The organism is Sinorhizobium sp. P24N7 (assembly GCF_042436655.1).
GTDB lineage: Bacteria > Pseudomonadota > Alphaproteobacteria > Rhizobiales > Rhizobiaceae > Sinorhizobium > Sinorhizobium meliloti_A.
This window is the reverse complement of record NZ_JBHMIW010000003.1, coordinates 106,284-124,021: the sequence shown is the minus strand read 5'-3', so window position 1 is coordinate 124,021 and position 17,738 is coordinate 106,284. Positions and strand designations below refer to the sequence as shown.

Here is a 17,738-nt window from a genome sequence, read left to right as displayed (position 1 = left end):
AAAATCGCTGGCGCTGGGACACTCTCGACAGTGGAAGCTATTGGTGGGCGGGCGGTTCGCATCCGCTCAAAGCGATGGACACTCTGAGGCTGGTCCGGGCCCGAAAGGCTAGGCAGGTCCAGCGGATGATTCAACCTGGCCTGCAATCCATCTGCGCCAAGGGTGACGGAACGCATTCAGGCATCTCGGCTGGCAACGGGTAGCTCGCAACGCCATTTTCTGACGCTCAGGCCTGGATGCTGTCCAGACCAGTTGCTGACATACATGACGGAACGGAACATACATTGCGTCAACGAGTCTTGGATCTCGAGCTCCAGGCGCTCCTCACGGCACTTTTCGGGTGCCGACAAAAGGCATACCGTCAGTACAAGCGTTACCGGCTCCATGATAATCCCCTCCCGCGGTGAAATTAAGCACACGCGGATAGCGGCAATGACTGTATTGATGGGCCCTATGAACCCATTCACGCCATGTGCGCCTTCCTTTTGGTGCACGAGCCGCTTCTGCAAGTTTCGGGTTCCAAGCTCTAATTTATGACCGTCACTGGGAACCCCGCAGTTCCAAAGGGAACAGTTTAGCGAAAGCGGGTTCTGCAGATCCATTCTGACCGGCAGATGCTTGCGCTGCCGGTCTCCTCGGAAACTTCTTTCCTGGCTCAGATCTGCTTTCCTTGCTCAGATGTGCCAGTCGGCGTCGAGCGAATAGGCCTTGACATGGTCGACCTTCATTTCGGCGCCATCCACGAGCCCGTCGTCCGGTGGGCCAGCCATCCCGCCAACCGCAAGATTGACAACCATGTACATCGGATCGTGCATGTCCGAGGGGGTGTCGGCGCGTGCGATCGCGGTATCGTCGAAGTACCAGACGATCTCCTCTTCCGTCCAAAGCACACCATATTTGTGAAAACCACTTGTATCGATAACCCTGGCTGCGCTTGCGATGCTGGTCTGCGAACCGGTCTCATTGGAATGAACGGTGGCGATGACCGTATTTGGATCCTGGCCGTACATTTCGACCACATCCAGTTCCGGCGGCCAGGTGCCGTCGGCCGGCAGCAGCCAGAATGCCGGCCACGCCCCCTGATCATCGGGCATGTCGGCGCGCATCTCGAAGTAGCCGTAAGTCTGAGCAAATGACGAGTAGGTCGTCAGCATGCCGGAGGTATAATCATACCAGTTGGTTTCGGCTTGGATCGCCTGCGAGGCCGGCTTGGCGGTGATCGTCAGAACGCCGTCCGTCACGGAGAATGGATTGGCCGAGGCGGTCGGCTGATAGGTCGGATTGACGTACCATTGCAGCTCGTCGTTACCGGTGAGGGTCGCGCCCTTTTCGGGTGCCCACCAGTACTTCGGGTCCCAGACACCGCTGGTGCCGTCGTTGAGCTGAAGCGTGTTGAAGTCGTCGGAGAAGGTCTGCGTCAGAACGGATCGGTCCAGCGCTAGGCTGAACTGGCTCGCCTGCAGCTGATCGGCGGTCGTATTTGCAAAGACGAGACTCTCGCCATCGGCGAGGCTGAGCCTGAGATCCCCGCCTTCCTGGGCAACGTTGCCAAGAATGTGGTCGAATGACGTGAAACCATAACCTTCGAGCCTCACCATATCGTCGGCGCCGAAGTCGCTGATCAGGTCGCTACCGTTGCCCTTTTTGAAAGCGAAAGTGTCTGCACCACCCGCCCCGATGAGGATGTCGTTGCCGATGCCACCATCGATCGTCTGGCTGCCTGAGCCACCGCTGATGATGTTGTCGGCACTATTGCCGAAGCCAAAACCTTCAGCGCCTGTGACCGTCAGGTTTTCGAAATTCTCCGGCAGGGAATAGCTCATCCAGGTCTTGATGGTATCGAGGCCGGCGCCGGGCGCCTCAGAGGCTCGGTTGGCCCCCGAATAAAGATAGTAGATATCGTCGCCTGTGCCCCCGATCATAGTGACATCGGTGGAACTGTCAGCCCACATCGAATCGTTGCCGGCCGTTCCGTAGAGCACCGGTCCCGACGCGCTGGCGGAAAACCATGCCGTAGAACTACCGCTATAGGACAGCGGCTCGCCTGGGGCATTCGTGACAGTTCTGCTCATCGAGAAGTCTCCTGCTTAGTGGCTTGACCCCCGCCCGCGGGGCCACCCCTAGCATCGCGTACTGTGACTTGTCGCACACACCTCCCGCCTTAACCGAACAAGATGGAGGTGCGGTGAGCATTGCAACAACCCACATTCGCAACTGGTGCGCCGTGCAGTGGCCGACGGGTACGACTGCGCTGCAGGCACCATGGCTCGCAAGTACGGGGGTCCATCAACTATCTGTAAAGCGGGTGTTTGGTGGTTGTGTTGACTCTGTGGTGCACTCAGAAGGAAACAAGTGAAGACCAAGGAGGGTATTGCTGATGGCTGACGAGAATAACACCGGGTCAATTGCTGCGCCCGTAGCGCGGGACGTCGATCAGCGGCTAAGAAGAAGAGGTCGCCACGGCGCCGGAAGGGGCTGCCGAATCGGGGCGAGCTGTATCAGAGGCGCCGGCCGCTAAACCGAGGAGGTATAGCAAACAAGAGAGAAAGGAGAAGCTCAAGCTGATAGAGACGCAAGTCGCCGAAGGCAATGGTACACTCAAAAACGCTATCAAGAGTGCCGGCATTTCGGAGCAAACCTACTCTCTGTGGAAGCGGACCGTTAATCGGTTGAGCACAGGGCAGAGAAGCCTCTTCCCGCCGGCGAAGAGCTGGCGGATCTCGATCGGCTCGAAGAAGAAAACCAGAGGCTCCGCAAGCTTCCGGCGGAAAAGTTGCGAGCGGAAAATGCCGAACTGCGCAAGGCTTGGGCTGGATTAATCACCACCGGAACGCGCGGCTCGCCATAAACCTGAATTCGCTCTCGTTTTCGCATCAATGCCGGCAAAATTTTGCGCTGCCGTTTCCTGCCGTCACTTCGCGAAAGGCAAGCGAGTTGGCGCGTGAGGCATAGAGCCGCCTCGCACGTGGAGGAGTTGAAGCGCGCGGAAAGGACTGTATTGATGCGCCGTCAGGAATGCCGCGGCGCCGAACGGCGTGGATCTCCCTCGATGAGCTCGCTGCCCTTGACGCAGACAACGAGCGGCTCAGGAGGCTGCTGGCGGAACAGCTTCATGCACAGAACTTGCTCCTCAAGAAGATGCTTGCGCGTTTGATGCGCGATAGCGGGATTGCATGCGGCGCCCGATTTCGATCCTTCCCGGCAAGGTAGGCGTAATCCGACTATCGCCCGATGCACGCTACCGCTCGGGCCCGGGCGAGCGTATTATCGGAGTTCGGTTTCACGAGGATGGACGATTTGGATTTGCAGGTTTTCCGAGATTCGCTTGCCAAGCCACAGCCGCCCGCCGGTCTAAGCCGTGCGCTGCAGGCGCTGTGGTGGGATGGAAAGGGCGATTGGGACAAGGCGCACGAACGCGCGCAGGAGCACGAGGATAGCGCGGGCATGCGTGTGCATGCCTATCTCCATCGCAAGGAAGGTGATCAATCGAACGCCGAATATTGGTATCGCCGATGCGGTACCGCACCGTCGACCTTGACGGTCGATAAAGAATGGGAAGAGCTCGCACGGGCACTTTTGGAGCAAGTTTGAGTTCTGCTCCTCGCGAAGTGGTTCTGCATGTTTGACGCGAGAGCGCATCAATGCGCGAACCGCCGAATCGAGGTAGTATTTTTGATCCGCGGGCACTAGGAAGGCGCCATTGCCTATGGCCAAGGAACCCATCAGACGTCGGCTTGCAGCCATTCTGGCCGCTGACGCGGTCGGTTACAGCCGGCTCATGGAGCGGGACGAAAAAAGCACGCACACATTGCTTATGGCTCGGTGGAAAGAGGTGCTGGAGCCGCTCGTCGGCATTCACCAGGGCCGTGTCTTCAAGAGGACTGGCGACGGCGTGCTCGTCGAATTCGGCAGTGCGGTTAACGCCGTCGAATGCGCTGCAGCACTTCAACAGGCGATGGCGGCTGCCAACAGAGACCTGCCGGAAGACCGGGCCATCGTACTGCGCGTCGGTGTCAACCTCGGCGACATCATGGTTGAGGACAGCGATCTTTTCGGCGACGGCGTCAATGTAGCTGCCCGTATCGAAGCGCTTGCCGATCCCGGCGGCGTGGCGATTTCTGATGGAATTCATGAATATGTGCATGGTCGCACCGACATCGACTTCGTCGACAGCGGTTATCATGAAGTCAAGAACATCGAGCGGCCGGTGCACATCTGGACATGGTCGCCTAACGATCGCACGAGCGAGCCCCATGAAATTGCTGCCGAACCGCCCCCGCAGCTTCCGGCGAAGCCGTCCATTGCCGTCCTTCCATTCGACAATATGTCCGGCAACCCGGAACAAGGTTATTTCGCCGATGGCATCACCGAAGACATCATCACCGATCTCTCGAAGGTTTCCGGCCTTTTCGTAATCGCCCGGAATTCCTCTTTCGCCTACAAAGGCAAGACGCCGGACATCCGCAAGGTGAGCCGGGAACTCGGTGTACGCTACGTCTTGGAAGGCAGCGTACGCAGGGCAGCCGATCGCATCCGCATCAACGCCCAGATGATCGACGGTACGACCGGCGGCCATTTGTGGGCCGAGCGCTACGATCGCGGGCTTGAAGATATCTTCGCCGTACAGGACGAGGTGACGCGCACCATCGTCAACGCGCTGCGCGTGAAGCTGACGGCCGGGGAAGAGGAGCGGCGCGAGAGCCGCGGCAAGGTCGACCCGCAGGCCTATGACCTGCTCGTCCGCTCCCGTCAGGCGATCCTGCAGTTCAGCGCGCTGTCGTCCATGGAGGCCCGCGGCATGCTGCACCGCGTCCTCGAGATCGATCCAGGGATGGCGGCTGCCCATGCTTCGCTTTCGATCATTGCCTTGACCGACTTCATCAATCAGTGGAACGGCGCGACGCCTGACAATCTCACACAGGCGCGCGAACTGGCCCAAAAGGCCATCGATACCGACGATACCGAGCCGCAAGGCCATTACACACTCGCGCTTGCCCTTTCCTGGATGCGGCGTCTGGACGAGGCGGAGCACGCTGCAGAGCGAGCGATCGAACTCGACCCCAATTCCGCCAACGCCTATACGGCACTCGGCACCATACGGGATTTCCAGGGCCGGCACGAAGAGGCCCTGACGCTGTACACACGAGCCCACCGGTTGGATCCGCAATTCGACCTGTCACTGCATTTCCAAGGGAGGGCCTTGTTGAATCTCGGGCGTTTTGACGAGGCCGAGGTAGCCTTCAAACGTCGGCTGATGCTTGCGCCCCGATCGGACATGACGCGCTTCTATCTTGCCTGCCTCTATGGTCGTACCGGGCGGCACGAAGAAGCGCGGGGCTATTGGCGGGAAGTATTGGGGGTCAATCCGAGCTTTTCCGTCGATCACCTGAGGCGATCTCTACCCTACCAAGATCCCCATCTGATGGACCGGATGGTGGAGGGACTCCGCGAGGCGGGAGTCTCCATCTAGAGCACTTCCGGGAAAGTGTGTAACGGTTTTCCTGCTAACATTTGGGAACAGGGGGTTTGCAGATCTAGTTCAAAGGGCGCCGCCGTGGATTTCATGCTGATGGTTCGACCGCTTGAAATCTGGTTCAGGACATTCGTCCTCAGCGAATGGACATTCTACCAGCTTGGGATTATCGCCGCCGGTTACGTTTTCGCCTCCTTCGTCGCATCCAGATCCGAGCCGGCGATGGAAACGAGGGCTCGGCGCATCAAGGGCAATCCGGACCTGCTGCGCGTTATCATCGCCTTCATGCGCCGCCTGAAATGGCTTTTTCTGACCCTGTGGCTGTGGCTTGCGAACGTCATTCTCAAACAGGGTACCTGGCCGTCGCAGCGATGGCTGGTCTCTACGGCGCTATCCCTCGCGGCCGCCTGGTTCATAATTTCCGTCCTGACCAAGATCATCCGCAACCCGACCTTGTCGCGCCTGGTGGCGATCGTAAGCTGGGGATACCTCGCCGTATATGCCACCGGCCTTGACGGCCCTGTCCTGGCGGCGCTCGATGCTGCCGCCGTCAATCTGGGCGTGATGCGTCTTTCACTGCTGATCATTCTGAAGGCGGTTGTTCTGACAGTCGCCCTTATCTGGGTCGCAGTGCTCGTTGGCAATGTGCTTGCCCATTGGGTTCAGCGTTCCGGCGACCTTTCGCCATCGTTTAAAGTGCTGATCAGCAAGGTCATCAAGATCGTTCTGATCATGATCGCCGGTGCAGTCGCCTTGTCCGCGACGGGTATCGATCTCACGGCGTTGACGGTGTTTTCGGGTGCTGTCGGTGTCGGCGTCGGCTTCGGACTGCAGAAGGTCGTGTCCAATTTCATTTCCGGGATCATCATCCTGCTCGACAAGTCGATCAAGCCCGGCGACACCATCACGCTTGGAGACACGTTCGGGTCCATCCGCGACCTCCGTGCGCGTTTCGTGTCGGTGATTACCCGCGACGGGAAGGAATACCTCATCCCCAATGAGGACTTCATCTCGCAGCAGGTGGTGAACTGGTCGTTTTCCAGCGACTACGTCCGGATCGATGTCGATTTCGGCACGTCCTACGACAGCGATCCGCATGAGGTGGTACGGATCGCCATCGGCACGGCATCGAGCGTTCCCCGCGTCGTCAATGCCTACAAGGCGCCGGTCTGCTGGATGACCGCCTTTGGTGCCTCCTCGCTGGATTTCCGCCTCCGCTTCTGGATCTCGGATCCGGCCAACGGCCTGACGAATGTGCGCGGCCAAGTTCTGATGGCACTATGGGATGCCTTCAAAGAGGCGGGGATATCCATCCCCTTTCCCCATCGGGAAATCATCGTCAAGACGCCGGTGGAGATTCAGCGGCCACCGCGAGCATAGATTAGGCCTGATCGGCGGACAGGCGCTCCAGGATGCCGTCACTGCTGATTGTCCGGGGAAGGGGCGGAAAAGCCGTTGCGCGCGGCAATTTGCGAGGCCGTGGCGTTGAAGTGGTCGGCGTCGTCTCCGACGAGCAAGACCGGGTCGCAGCGCCTTCCGCATGTAAAGGTTGCCCGGCGCACGCCCTGGTGAACCGTCACCAGACGACCGCTTCCCGCGACGACATCCAGAATGAGGTTGGCCACTTCGGCACCGTCGCCGTCGATCACGATCAGGTTCGTGGAGCCGGGTGTCTTGCCGGTGAGGATCACGGTTCTGTCGTCGCTGAGGCTTGCCTGCGCTATTCCTGTATTGCCGATGATGACTGTGCTTGCAGGCCGAGGAAGCGCAACGGTCTTGGCAAAGTCAACGACAAGCCGCTCCACCCCTTCGGCTCCCATGCTTCGCTGCTGAACGGGAACGATCGCCATTTTTGACTCGTCCGCTGCGGCGGGCCTGACCAGAGCTGACATTGCCAGCACCAAGACGGCCCCTGTTGAGCGCCTGTACATGGGAAAACTCCTGCTTTGATGACAGTGGGAGTCAACGGCTGGACGTCCCCTTGCGTTCCAGCCGGCTACAAAGAAGTGGCCGCTCGTTCACTCGATGAGCGATACCGTTCGACCGACCAGGATCTCCTTCGTCGGCGAGGCGCAGGTCTCCATCGTCGAATTTCCCGTGAAGGTTACATGATCGGCAATGATCTGCGTACATCCTCCCGAAACGCTCGAGTTTCCGGTGAAGTCGATTTGGCCCGTCGGCGCGTAGAGGTTTCCAACCAGCGTCGACTCGGAATTGCCTGTTATCTGATGGACTACGCCGACACTTTTGCGGCTTGAGAAAAACAGCAGGCCGGCAAAAGGTCCGGTGGTCGGAGCGGACAGATCGATGTCACCGTTGCCGAGCAGATTGGCGGCCGCCGAATTGACGAAGAAAAAGGTGACGCCGTCGCCGGTGAGTTTTGCCCCGGCCGTTATCGTCAGTTCGCCGCCGTCTATGATATAGAGGCCAGGCTTCAGCGTGATCGTTCCCTTGATGTCGACTCCCCCGCAGAAACGGATTGCCTCGACCCCGCTTGCAAGCCGGTCGAAGACATAGGTGGAGTTCGAGACATAGGTCAGATCTCGGCAGGGAAGCTGCTGAATGTGCAGTTTGTCCGGCTCGACGACGGATGCAAAGGGATCCGGCGTCGGTGGAACCTGCTGGACGGGTTTGCTGCAGCCGGTGAGCGTGAGGCCTGTCGTGGTTACGGCTTCGCCGACCGTATACACGCAATCGGTCGACATGAGCGCGCTGCCGTTCTTCATCAGAAAGGCGTCGGCCGCAGTTGAATTAGAGACCACGCTGCAGCCGGACAATCGAACATCCGTCGAGCCGGTTACGGTTACCGCGCCCGATGCGGAGTTCGACAGGGCAAGCACGCAGGCTTTCGAGCCGCCCGTAACCTGAGCGACTGCACGTGCCTTCATCGTAATGGTTCCCGCACCGAACACGGAAGAAAACAAGCGGGGATGCGTCTCGGTCAACTCGACCGTCACGTTGTTCGATCCACCGGCAGAGCCCGCGGCCGTGGACACGGTGAGGCCGCCCGGGGAAAAACCCGAGCCGCCTGCGACCCTTCGCGCGGCGGCCTCGAGTGCGGATTGTTGATCACCTGCGCGATGGCGCACGGCTGCGGCATAGGCCGATACGTCCGCAGCGTGCTGCAGCTTGCGCTTTTCCAGATACCAATAGCCCGTTTCGGCCCCCAATCCCATCGCCCCGACGAGGACCGGAAAAGCCACCGCAGCGATGACCGCAACGGCGCCGCCCTCCGCCTTCAGAAATCGCCGCGCGACCCCTGGCCGTCGAGGCGAACGGCTCGCTTCATCGATCGCGTCAATTTTCTTGCTCATCCACGTTTCCCGAAGCCGAAGCCTTTGCGTGCCGCTACTCGAAACCGCATATCCTTGAAGAAATGCATCAGGGCTTTCCGGTGGGACGATATATCCCGCCCGCCGCCTGCCGGCGATTCGGCCAGTCGGCCTAGTCCGGATCGCAGCCCTTGCCTGGCGTTCCTAGTCCATCAGGTCGAATGGATATTCCTTGGCTTAATAGGCACATTCCGGACATTCCAACCGGCCCGTCGGCCCTTGTGCATGAGGCATCGAAGATGATCTCGACATCCGCAGCCTGGCTCGCTTTTTTTGTCTTTGCCGGAGCGATGACTTACGCCGGCATCAGGGATGTGGTGACGATGACCATATCCAACCGCCTGGTGGTCTCCCTGGTGATCGCCTTCGCCCTTCTTGCGCCCGCTGCAGGCCTGGACCTCGCGACGGTTACGTCAAGCGTTCTCGTTGCCTCCGCCGTGCTCGCTTGCACTTTCGTCCTCTTTGCTGCCGGCTGGATCGGCGGCGGTGACGCGAAACTCCTGCCTGTCGCCGTGCTCTGGCTCGGCGCCGACCTTGCGCTCCCCTTCATCCTCTACACGTCGGTGATCGGCGCGGCCCTGACGGTTGGGCTTCTTCAGCTTCGACGGGTGCCTCTGCCGCTCGTCCTGAAGAAAAATGCCTGGGCGAAGCGTCTTCTCGACCGCGAGACGGGCATTCCCTATGGCGCGGCAATGGCGCCGGCTGCCCTTTTGCTGCTGCCGGAAAGCCACTGGTGCTCCGCCCTTCTTTGATCGATCGCGCCACGGTCCGCTTGCGCAAGACGAGGTTTAATCCATGATCCGTATCGTCATTCTCCTGCTCGCACTGGCATCCGGTGGAGCCGCCTCCTGGCTGGCGCTCGGCGTCGGCGAAGAGCCCGCGGTCAAGGTTGCTGAGGTTCGGGAAGCGCCTTCGCAGGAGGTGCTCGTGGCCGCCGCAGAGTTCAAGCGCGGTGCGGCGATCGACGAGAGTCACCTGCGCTGGCAGCCGTGGGAGGGCGAAATCCCTCCTGTCTTCATAAGCCGCAGCTCCCGCCCGGACGCGACGACAGCGCTAAAAGGTTCTCTGGCCCTGAGCGACTTCGTTGCCGGTGAGCCCATTCGCGAAGACAAGCTGGCGCAGCGTGGCACGGGTTACCTGTCGAGTCTGCTGCCTTCGGGAAAGCGGGCGATCGCGGTTCGCGTCACGGCCGAAAGCACGGCCGGCGGATTTATCCTGCCGAACGATCACGTCGACGTGGTTCACACCGCCGCCCGCCCGGACGCCTCCGGCGACGCCGGCAAGGTCGTCAGCCGCGCGATCCTGTCCAATATTCGCGTCCTTGCAGTCGATCAGACCGTCTCGCAGGCAGCCGATGGAACCTCGGTCATCGGCAAGACCGCGACGCTGGAAGTGGATCCGGAACAGATCGCAGCCGTCGCGGCCGCCGAGGCTTCCGGCACCGTCTCGCTCGCACTTCGTGCGATCACCGACAACCACGAGGCCTCTGTCGTCGAGTCCGAGGGAACCAGACGCGGCGTGGTGCGCTTCTTCAACGGCGGACGCATGTCGATGGTGGAGGTTCCCTCCCGTTCCGACGGCAGCTGATCCATTTACGGAACCCTTGACGATGAAACAGCCTGACGAAATCAAAGAATCTCCGCTGCCAGCCACGGCTCCCCCGCTGCTGCCCATTCCGAAGGTGGACATCGCAATCTTCTGCCAGTCGGAATCGGTAAGAGATGCCGTCGCAACGGCGGCGATCGATCGGCGAATGGCGCGTGCCAGCGTGACCGTGAAGGCCGGCGGGATCAAAGAGGCGGCGGCGCTCTATGGCGGCGTCACATCGCCGAATCTGGTCGTGGTGGAGAGCGAGGAAAGCGAAGCCTGCCTGATGCAGGCCCTGGAAACGCTGGCAATGGAGTGCGTCACCGGCACCAAGGTCATCGTCATCGGCCGCTCCAACGATGTGGGACTCTACAAGAAGCTTCTGGACGCGGGCGTCAGCGACTACCTCGTCATGCCGCTCGAGCCGATGGATTTCGTTGCGGCGGTACACCGCTGCTTTCGCGATTCCACCGAGGAGAAACTGGGGCGCATCGTTGCATTTGTCGGCGCGAAGGGCGGAACCGGCTCCTCGACACTCGCACACAATGTTGCCTACGCCATGTCCAAGCGGGTGGATGCCGATGTTCTTCTGGCGGATCTCGACCTTCAGTCCGGGACGCTCGGCCTGAACTTCGATATCGAAGCAAAGTACGGCATGGTGGATGTGCTCCAGAGGCCCGAACGCCTCGACGATGTGCTGCTGCGACGCCTGACGGTGAGCTACACGGATCGCCTGCACCTGCTTCCGGCAACCACGGAACTAGACAAGTTCATCAATCTGCGTGAGGAGGATGTCGATCATCTCCTCGACGTCGCTCGTTCGAGCTCATGGCATGTTGTCGTCGACCTGCCGCATATCCTCACGCAGTGGACCCGGAAGGTTCTGCTCGAGGCCGACGAAATCGTCGTGACCGCGACGCCGGATCTTGCCTGCATGCGCAATGCCAAGAACCTGATCGATTTCCTGAAGAAGGCGCGACCCAACGATCCGCCGCCCCGTCTGGTGCTCAACAAGGTCGGCACCCCGAAGCTGCAGGAAATCAAACAGAAGGATTTTCTGGCGGCCGTAGGCCTTGACGAAAGCGTCTCGCTGTCATTCGACCCGTCCCTCTTCGGCGCAGCGGCCAATAATGGCCGGCTGATCATCGAGTCGGCGCCCGACTCCAAAGCCGGGAAGGCCATCGTTGCGCTTGGCTGGCGGGTCGGCGGGACGCGTGAGCGACGAATCCGCCAAAAAGGGCTAAAGGCGTTGCTGCAGAAAGTGTTCAAGCGCGGCAAACCGAAGGCATCATCCTTGCTGAGCAAGAAGGCCGGCGAATTGAAGACCTCCGAGGCCGGTGCTTCGGCGGTCGAATTCGCGCTGATCGCGCCGGTCCTCGCTCTCGGTCTCGTGGCAACGGCCGATCTCGGTCTTGCGATCAACGAGCGGATGACGATCGACCATGTCCTGCGCGCCGGTGCGCAGGCAGCCCTGGCGGATCCCGGCGCGGCGCAGGTCCAAAAGGTGCTCGTTTCCACCCTGGCCCAGAGCCCGCGTCTGGCGAGTGCCACGCTGCCGGCAGTGAAGCGCTACTGCGCCTGCCCGGAAAATGCCGATGTCGCCCCTGAGGCCGCGCCGCAATGCGGAACGGTGACCTGCGCGAACGCGAAACCGCAATTCGTGTATTATCGGCTCGCGGCTGCAAAGTCCTATCGGCCGATGTCCTTGCCGGCGGTACTTCCCGTATTCGAGCTCGGGTCCTCCATGCAAGTGCAAGTCCAATGAGGGCTCCGCCCGCCATCCTTCGCCGCCTGTTGCGCAGTCAGTCAGGCGCTACGGCGGTGGAATTCGCGCTCGTCTGCCTGCCTTTGCTGCTGCTCGTCTTCGGCATCCTCGAGTTCGGCCGCGCCTTTTACATGCGCAACGAGCTGTCGCACGCCGTCGATGTTGCTGCCCGTCGGGTGCTGATCGGGCAGATCGCCCGCGATGCTACGGACAGCGAAGCACTGGCCAAGCTGGCTGGGGCGGTGCGCGAGAGCTTTCACAGCGGCGACCCGAGGCTGCTCACTATCGCCGTCAGCAAGGAGACGGTGGACGGCATAGCCTTCCGCGTGCTGTCGATCCGCTATCCCTTTACCTTCGTCGTCCCCGGTCTCACCCAAAGCCCCGTCAGCCTCAACCTGTCGCGGCGCATCCCGATCGGTTGACCGGATTTCCAGGCGCGGCCCCGGGGCGTTTGCAACGATCCGGATTGGCTGCGGCCATAGCTATTCGGATGGGGGGGTGAATCGTCTCCGATTAACCCGTGAATCGCGGCGTGTCGCAGTAAAAGGTTGAAGCAAATAGCGGTATCGGCGATCGGACTAGACCAACCGGACGAGCCATCTGCTCCGCCGGCTCGGCCATCAGGCTGAATAGATCAAGAGGGTTAACAAAGTCTATATAAGAGCCACACAGCAAGCGGGACACGAGGCAGAACCCGGCCCAACCCTGTGACGCCGAACTTGGTTTCGGCACTTTCTCCAACCCATTGAAGGACCGAACCATGAAAAATCTTCTTGCCCGTTTTGCTCGCAACGAATCCGGCGCAACCGCCATCGAATACGGCCTGATCGCCGGTCTTATCGCCGTCGCCATCATCGGTGCGGTAGGGCTTGTCGGTACCGACGTGACGGCCGCGTTCCAAGCGATCGCGGACAGACTCGTCATCCCTGCCGCTTAATCCGGGCCGTCGGTCGCCAAGCGAAGCGGAAGGCATTGCCTTCCGCTTTCGCATGCAACGCTCACGGACCTCAAACAAGCAGAGCGACACCAATGTTCGGCAAGAAATTCCACCTGGAAGAAAAGACCCGCGAAGCGGCCGTTCAACCGGCGTCCGGTAATGCTGAGCCGGTGCGGGAGCCGAGCCAAAAACCGATCGAAGTTCCGGCGGTCCGTACGGAAAAGGCCCACAAGGCCGAATATTACGCGCTGAAAAAGGAAATCTTCAGCGCCCTCATCGCGACAATCGACGTCGCAGCACTCTCCGGCATGGATGGGGAGCAGGCGCGCAAGGAAATCGGAGCGATCGTCAACGACATCATCGCGGCCAAGAAGGCCGGCATTTCGATGGCGGAGCAGAACAATCTTCTCAGCGACATCTGCAACGACATCTTGGGTTACGGGCCGCTCGAGCCCCTGCTCGCACGCGACGACATCGCCGACATCATGGTCAATGGCGCAAACCAGGTCTTCATCGAGGTGAATGGCCGCGTGCAGGAGACGGGAATCCGTTTTCGCGACAACGAGCAGCTACTCAATATCTGCCAGCGCATCGTCAGCCAGGTTGGCCGGCGCGTCGACGAATCGAGCCCGATCTGCGACGCGCGTCTGGGCGACGGTTCCCGTGTCAACGTGATCGCGCCTCCCCTGGCAATCGACGGCCCCACGTTGACGATCCGCAAGTTCAAGAAGGAAAAGCTGACCCTCGACCAGCTGGTCCGGTTCGGCTCGATCTCGCCGGAGGGCGCCGAGGTTCTCAAGATCATCGGACGCGTGCGCTGCAACGTTCTCATTTCCGGCGGTACCGGCTCCGGCAAGACGACGCTTCTGAACTGCCTGACCGGTTATATAGAGCACGGCGAGCGCGTCATCACCTGCGAGGATGCGGCGGAGCTTCAACTGCAGCAACCGCATGTCGTGCGCCTCGAAACGCGGCCGCCGAACATCGAGGGGCAGGGTGAGATCACCATGCGCAACCTCGTGAAGAACTGCCTGCGCATGAGGCCCGAGCGGATCATCGTCGGCGAGGTCCGCGGGCCCGAGGCCTTCGACCTGCTGCAGGCGATGAACACCGGTCACGACGGTTCGATGGGAACGCTCCACGCCAACTCTCCGCGCGAAGCGATGGCGCGCGTCGAGGCGATGATCACCATGGGCGGGAGCTCGCTGCCGGCCAAGACGATCCGGGAGATGCTCGTCTCGTCGGTCGACGTGATCGTGCAGGCGGCGCGCCTTCGCGATGGTTCGCGCCGGATCACCCACATCACCGAAGTGCTCGGCATGGAAGGCGACGTGATCACGACGCAGGACCTCTTCGTCTACGACATCCTCGGCGAAGACGAGAAGGGAAACATCATCGGACGACACCGTTCGACCGGCATAGGGCGGCCGGCATTCTGGGATCGCGCTCGCTACTATGGCGAAGAGGTCCGGCTCGCCGCGGCCCTCGACGCGGCGGAAATGAAGGCCGCCGCTTGAATTAAACGCTGACAAAGGGCCAAAACAGATGGCAACCTCTTTGCTGTTTCCCGTTTTCGTCTTCCTCCTGGCATCCACCAGCATAGGCGGTGTGATGATGGCGGCGTTCTATCCGCGTGTTTCCAAGGCAAGCGCCTATCGCCAGAGGTTCGAGCGCATTTCGGCGCGGGCGGAAGACAAGCGAAGCGAACCAGCCGAGACGGATGGCCGCGACCGCCGCCGGTCGGTGGAAAAGACGCTGCGCGAGATAGAGGAGAAGCGCCAGGCGAATGCGCGCAAAGGCAAAGTGACGCTCTCGGCGAGGCTCCGTCAGTCCGGCCTTCATTGGTCCCGCAAGGCCTATTTTCTCGTCTGTGCCGGCACCGCGCTGGTCACCTGGGTCGCGATGCTGATGGTTGCGGGCCTCGGTGCGCTAGTGTCGGTCGGTTTCGCGATCGCCGGCGGTCTGCTCCTGCCGCACCTCTACGTGAACATCAAGCGCAATGCGCGCTTTGCCCGGTTCGCTGCTGAGTTTCCGAACGCCGTCGACGTCATCGTCAGAGGGCTCAAGGCAGGTCTGCCGATGCCGGATTGCCTGAGGGTGATTGCCACGGAAGCGCAGGAGCCGGTCAAGGGCGAGTTCCTCGCGATCGTTCAGGACCAGACGCTGGGCATACCGGTGGACGAGGCCGTAAAGCGCATGAGCGAACGCATGCCGCTTGCCGAAGCCAACTTTTTTGCCATCGTTGTCGCCATTCAGAGCCGCACCGGCGGCAGCCTCTCGGAAGCGCTCGGAAATCTTTCCAAGGTGCTCCGAGAACGCAAGAAGATGAAAGCCAAAATCAAGGCGATGAGCGCGGAGGCGAAGTCCTCGGCCGGCATCATCGGTGCTTTGCCGTTCGTCGTCGCGGGCGCCGTATACTTCACGAGCCCGGACTACATGACGCTCCTGTTCACGACGACGATCGGCAAGATCGTACTCGTTTGCTGCGGCCTGTGGATGGGCATCGGCATCCTCGTCATGCGCAAGATGATCAACTTCGACTTCTGAGAACTTGAGATGAACCTTGGCGTCCATATCCCAGACCCGGAACAGTTGGCGGCCGTGATGGCCGGCTTCTCCGCCTTTTCAGCGGTCGTCGTCGTTTCCTGGCCTTACGTCTTCCGGAACACGCTGTCGGATCGCATGCGAAAAGTGGAGGGCGAACGCGAGCGTATCCGCCAGCGCGAACGCGCCCGGCTGGAGGAGAAGAGCAAGGTATCCTTGCGTGTGGAGCCGAAGCGCCTCTTTCAGGCGATCGTCGACCGCTTCCGTCTTGCCAAGCAGGCGGAGGACGGCGAGATCGTCCGCAAGTTGAGCATGGCGGGCTATCGTGGCCATGCCGCGGTGACGGCCTTTCTTGCTTTCCGGCTGATTGCGCCGGTTGCCATCTTCACGGCCTGCTTGCTTTACATCCTTTTGGTGGTCCGCCCGGAGGCACCGCTCCTTTTGGTGGTGGCGATGGCCGCCGCCATGGGCGCGTTCGGATATTTCGCTCCGGCGATCTTCATCAGGAACAGGATCACCAAGCGGCAGCAGTCGATCCGGCGTTCCTGGCCCGAGGCGCTGGACCTGCTGTTGATCACCGTCGAAGCCGGCATGGGAATCGAAAGCGCCTTCCGCAAGGTTGGCGAGGAGGTCGGCACGCAATCGCCGGAAACTGCGGAGGAGATCCTGCTGACGACTGCGGAGCTTTCCTACCTGCAGGACCGGCGACAGGCCTTCGAAAACCTGGGGCAGAGAACCGGCGTGGAGGGCGTGCGCGCCGTCGTCACCAGCCTTATACAGGCGGAGAAATACGGCACACCGCTTGGTCAGGCGTTGCGTGTGATGGCGCAGGAGAACCGGGACATGCGCATGAGCGAGGCCGAGAAAAGAGCGGCCGCTCTCCCGCCCAAGCTCACCGTGCCGATGATCCTGTTCTTCCTGCCCGTGCTCTTTGCGGTGATCATCACACCGGCGGTCATTCAGATCATGAGCATCTAGAGGGGGGCGGTGTGGCGCCTGCGCGTCAAGTCCGACGCGCGGGCCCCACAACGTTCAAGTCCTTGTCTCGCCTCCCGGTTAGCTCCGTCCCCGGGCGATGGCAGCGATGTTCTCAGCTATGCTTTCCAGCGGCAGCACTAGGTCCACGAGGCCGGCACCGATCGCCGATTTCGGCATGCCGAAGACCACCGAACTCTTCTCGTCCTGCGCGATCGCCTTGCCGCCCGCCACGCGCAGCGCCCGAAGCCCCTCCGTCCCGTCATCGCCCATTCCGGTGAGGATCACCGCGAGCGACTCCCCCTTGAAGGCGCGCGCGATCGAGCCGAAGAGATAGGATCCGGACGGCTTGAAGCCGTTGACCGGAGCATCGTCCGAGACGCGTAGGCGCGATCTGCCCGAGACGCCGAGCTGATAATTGTCCGGTGCGAGGTAGACGGTGCCGGGTTTGAGAAGTTCTCCATTCCTGGCGACCTTCACCTTGAGCGGCACGGTCGCGTCGAGAGAGGCGGCAACGCCGTCGATGAAGCCGCTCGACATGTGCTGGACGATGAGGATCGGCACCGGGAAATCGGCTGAGAGGTCTCTGAGTATCGAACGGATCGCCGCCGGCCCACCGGTCGAGGCCGCGATGGCCACGATTCCGATCGGCGTCCCTGCCGCTGGCGGTTGGTCTTTGGCCGCGCGATCTCCGCGGACTTTCTGGCGCCATTGCCGAACGACCTTTACCTGCGACATGGCTTTGATCGTCGAGAGAAACTTCTCAACTGCCGGCTGTTCGAGCGGCATGCCGTGGGCGGCCGGCGCCGGGATGACCGCGAGAGCGCCCGCTTCGAGCGCCCGCGCCGAAATGGTCCCGAGCTGCGAGCCGTCCCTATGTGAGAGCAAAACGACCGGCGTCGGTGCCGCGATCATTATCTCCCTGACCGTTTCTGCGCTGTCATCCCCGGAAGGGCTAAGTTCCAGGGCGACAATGTCCGGCAGGAGTTCGCCGGTCATTCTAACGGCGTCTCTCCCGTTTCTTGCGATCAGGACGAGCTCCGCAGAGGCGTCCCGCTCGATCGCCCTCTTTACGAGATCTTCAAGCTCGTGCGTGGATGTCGCGAGAAGAATGCGTACCATCCT

At 61.1% G+C, this 17,738-nt stretch carries 16 protein-coding genes and 1 pseudogene; 12 read left to right on the top strand and 5 right to left on the bottom strand.

The features are described from left to right. Nucleotides 1-176: 176 nt before the first annotated feature. A complete protein-coding gene (locus ACFHWW_RS05735; RefSeq protein ID WP_100673572.1) occupies nucleotides 177-386 on the bottom strand; it encodes a hypothetical protein in 210 nt (69 codons plus the stop codon). Between the two features lie 288 nt (nucleotides 387-674). Beyond that, nucleotides 675-2,072: a family 16 glycosylhydrolase gene (locus tag ACFHWW_RS05730; protein WP_379937605.1), complete on the bottom strand. Its 1,398-nt coding sequence runs from the start codon at nucleotides 2,070-2,072 to the stop codon at nucleotides 675-677. 305 nt (nucleotides 2,073-2,377) lie between these two features. Between ACFHWW_RS05730 and ACFHWW_RS05725 the strand changes: the two are divergent. The 4 genes and pseudogenes from ACFHWW_RS05725 to ACFHWW_RS05710 all read left to right on the top strand — a co-directional run bounded on the left by ACFHWW_RS05725 (nucleotide 2,378) and on the right by ACFHWW_RS05710 (nucleotide 6,853). Beyond that, nucleotides 2,378-2,819 (top strand): annotated as a pseudogene (locus ACFHWW_RS05725) (transposase). Between the two features lie 469 nt (nucleotides 2,820-3,288). Next, nucleotides 3,289-3,591, top strand: a complete 303-nt coding sequence (locus tag ACFHWW_RS05720; protein ID WP_379937604.1) for a hypothetical protein — start codon at nucleotides 3,289-3,291, stop codon at nucleotides 3,589-3,591. A 115-nt stretch (nucleotides 3,592-3,706) separates the two neighbouring features. Next, nucleotides 3,707-5,470: a tetratricopeptide repeat protein gene (locus ACFHWW_RS05715; protein ID WP_379937603.1), complete on the top strand. Its 1,764-nt coding sequence runs from the start codon at nucleotides 3,707-3,709 to the stop codon at nucleotides 5,468-5,470. 99 nt (nucleotides 5,471-5,569) lie between these two features. Next, entirely contained in the window at nucleotides 5,570-6,853 is a 1,284-nt protein-coding gene (locus tag ACFHWW_RS05710) for a mechanosensitive ion channel family protein (RefSeq protein ID WP_379937602.1), read from the top strand. Nucleotides 6,854-6,891: 38 nt separating this feature from the next. Here the strand turns inward: ACFHWW_RS05710 and ACFHWW_RS05705 are convergent, their stop codons facing one another. After that, nucleotides 6,892-7,404, bottom strand: coding sequence for a pilus assembly protein N-terminal domain-containing protein (locus ACFHWW_RS05705; RefSeq protein ID WP_379937601.1), 513 nt, complete (start codon nucleotides 7,402-7,404; stop codon nucleotides 6,892-6,894). Nucleotides 7,405-7,491: 87 nt separating this feature from the next. After that, on the bottom strand, nucleotides 7,492-8,787 hold the full coding sequence (locus ACFHWW_RS05700) for a pilus assembly protein TadG-related protein (RefSeq protein ID WP_379937600.1): 1,296 nt from the start codon (nucleotides 8,785-8,787) through the stop codon (nucleotides 7,492-7,494). Nucleotides 8,788-9,044: 257 nt separating this feature from the next. Between ACFHWW_RS05700 and ACFHWW_RS05695 the strand changes: the two genes are divergently transcribed. From ACFHWW_RS05695 to ACFHWW_RS05660, 8 genes are all read left to right on the top strand, one after another. Further along, complete coding sequence (locus ACFHWW_RS05695) at nucleotides 9,045-9,557, top strand: prepilin peptidase (protein ID WP_100673453.1); 513 nt, start codon at nucleotides 9,045-9,047, stop codon at nucleotides 9,555-9,557. A gap of 43 nt (nucleotides 9,558-9,600) precedes the next feature. Then, on the top strand, nucleotides 9,601-10,392 hold the full coding sequence (cpaB, locus tag ACFHWW_RS05690) for a Flp pilus assembly protein CpaB (protein WP_338279762.1): 792 nt from the start codon (nucleotides 9,601-9,603) through the stop codon (nucleotides 10,390-10,392). 22 nt (nucleotides 10,393-10,414) lie between these two features. Further along, complete coding sequence (locus ACFHWW_RS05685) at nucleotides 10,415-12,157, top strand: AAA family ATPase (RefSeq protein WP_379937599.1); 1,743 nt, start codon at nucleotides 10,415-10,417, stop codon at nucleotides 12,155-12,157. After that, complete coding sequence (locus tag ACFHWW_RS05680; RefSeq protein ID WP_379937598.1) at nucleotides 12,154-12,579, top strand: TadE/TadG family type IV pilus assembly protein; 426 nt, start codon at nucleotides 12,154-12,156, stop codon at nucleotides 12,577-12,579. The genes ACFHWW_RS05685 and ACFHWW_RS05680 overlap by 4 nt, the downstream gene beginning before the upstream one ends. 338 nt (nucleotides 12,580-12,917) lie before the next feature. Beyond that, nucleotides 12,918-13,094 carry a Flp family type IVb pilin gene (locus tag ACFHWW_RS05675; RefSeq protein ID WP_102763253.1) on the top strand — a complete coding sequence of 59 codons (177 nt, stop codon included), beginning with the start codon at nucleotides 12,918-12,920 and terminating at the stop codon, nucleotides 13,092-13,094. A 92-nt stretch (nucleotides 13,095-13,186) separates the two neighbouring features. Then, entirely contained in the window at nucleotides 13,187-14,611 is a 1,425-nt protein-coding gene (locus ACFHWW_RS05670) for a CpaF family protein (RefSeq protein WP_379937597.1), read from the top strand. Nucleotides 14,612-14,639: 28 nt separating this feature from the next. Beyond that, the gene (locus ACFHWW_RS05665) at nucleotides 14,640-15,641 is read left to right on the top strand and encodes a type II secretion system F family protein (RefSeq protein WP_102763251.1); all 1,002 of its coding nucleotides are present in this window, start codon (nucleotides 14,640-14,642) and stop codon (nucleotides 15,639-15,641) included. Between the two features lie 9 nt (nucleotides 15,642-15,650). Further along, nucleotides 15,651-16,616, top strand: coding sequence for a type II secretion system F family protein (locus ACFHWW_RS05660; protein ID WP_379937596.1), 966 nt, complete (start codon nucleotides 15,651-15,653; stop codon nucleotides 16,614-16,616). 78 nt (nucleotides 16,617-16,694) lie between these two features. Here ACFHWW_RS05660 and ACFHWW_RS05655 read toward each other — a convergent pair whose 3' ends face one another. After that, nucleotides 16,695-17,735, bottom strand: a complete 1,041-nt coding sequence (locus tag ACFHWW_RS05655) for a chemotaxis protein CheB (RefSeq protein ID WP_379937595.1) — start codon at nucleotides 17,733-17,735, stop codon at nucleotides 16,695-16,697. Nucleotides 17,736-17,738 lie beyond the last annotated feature (3 nt).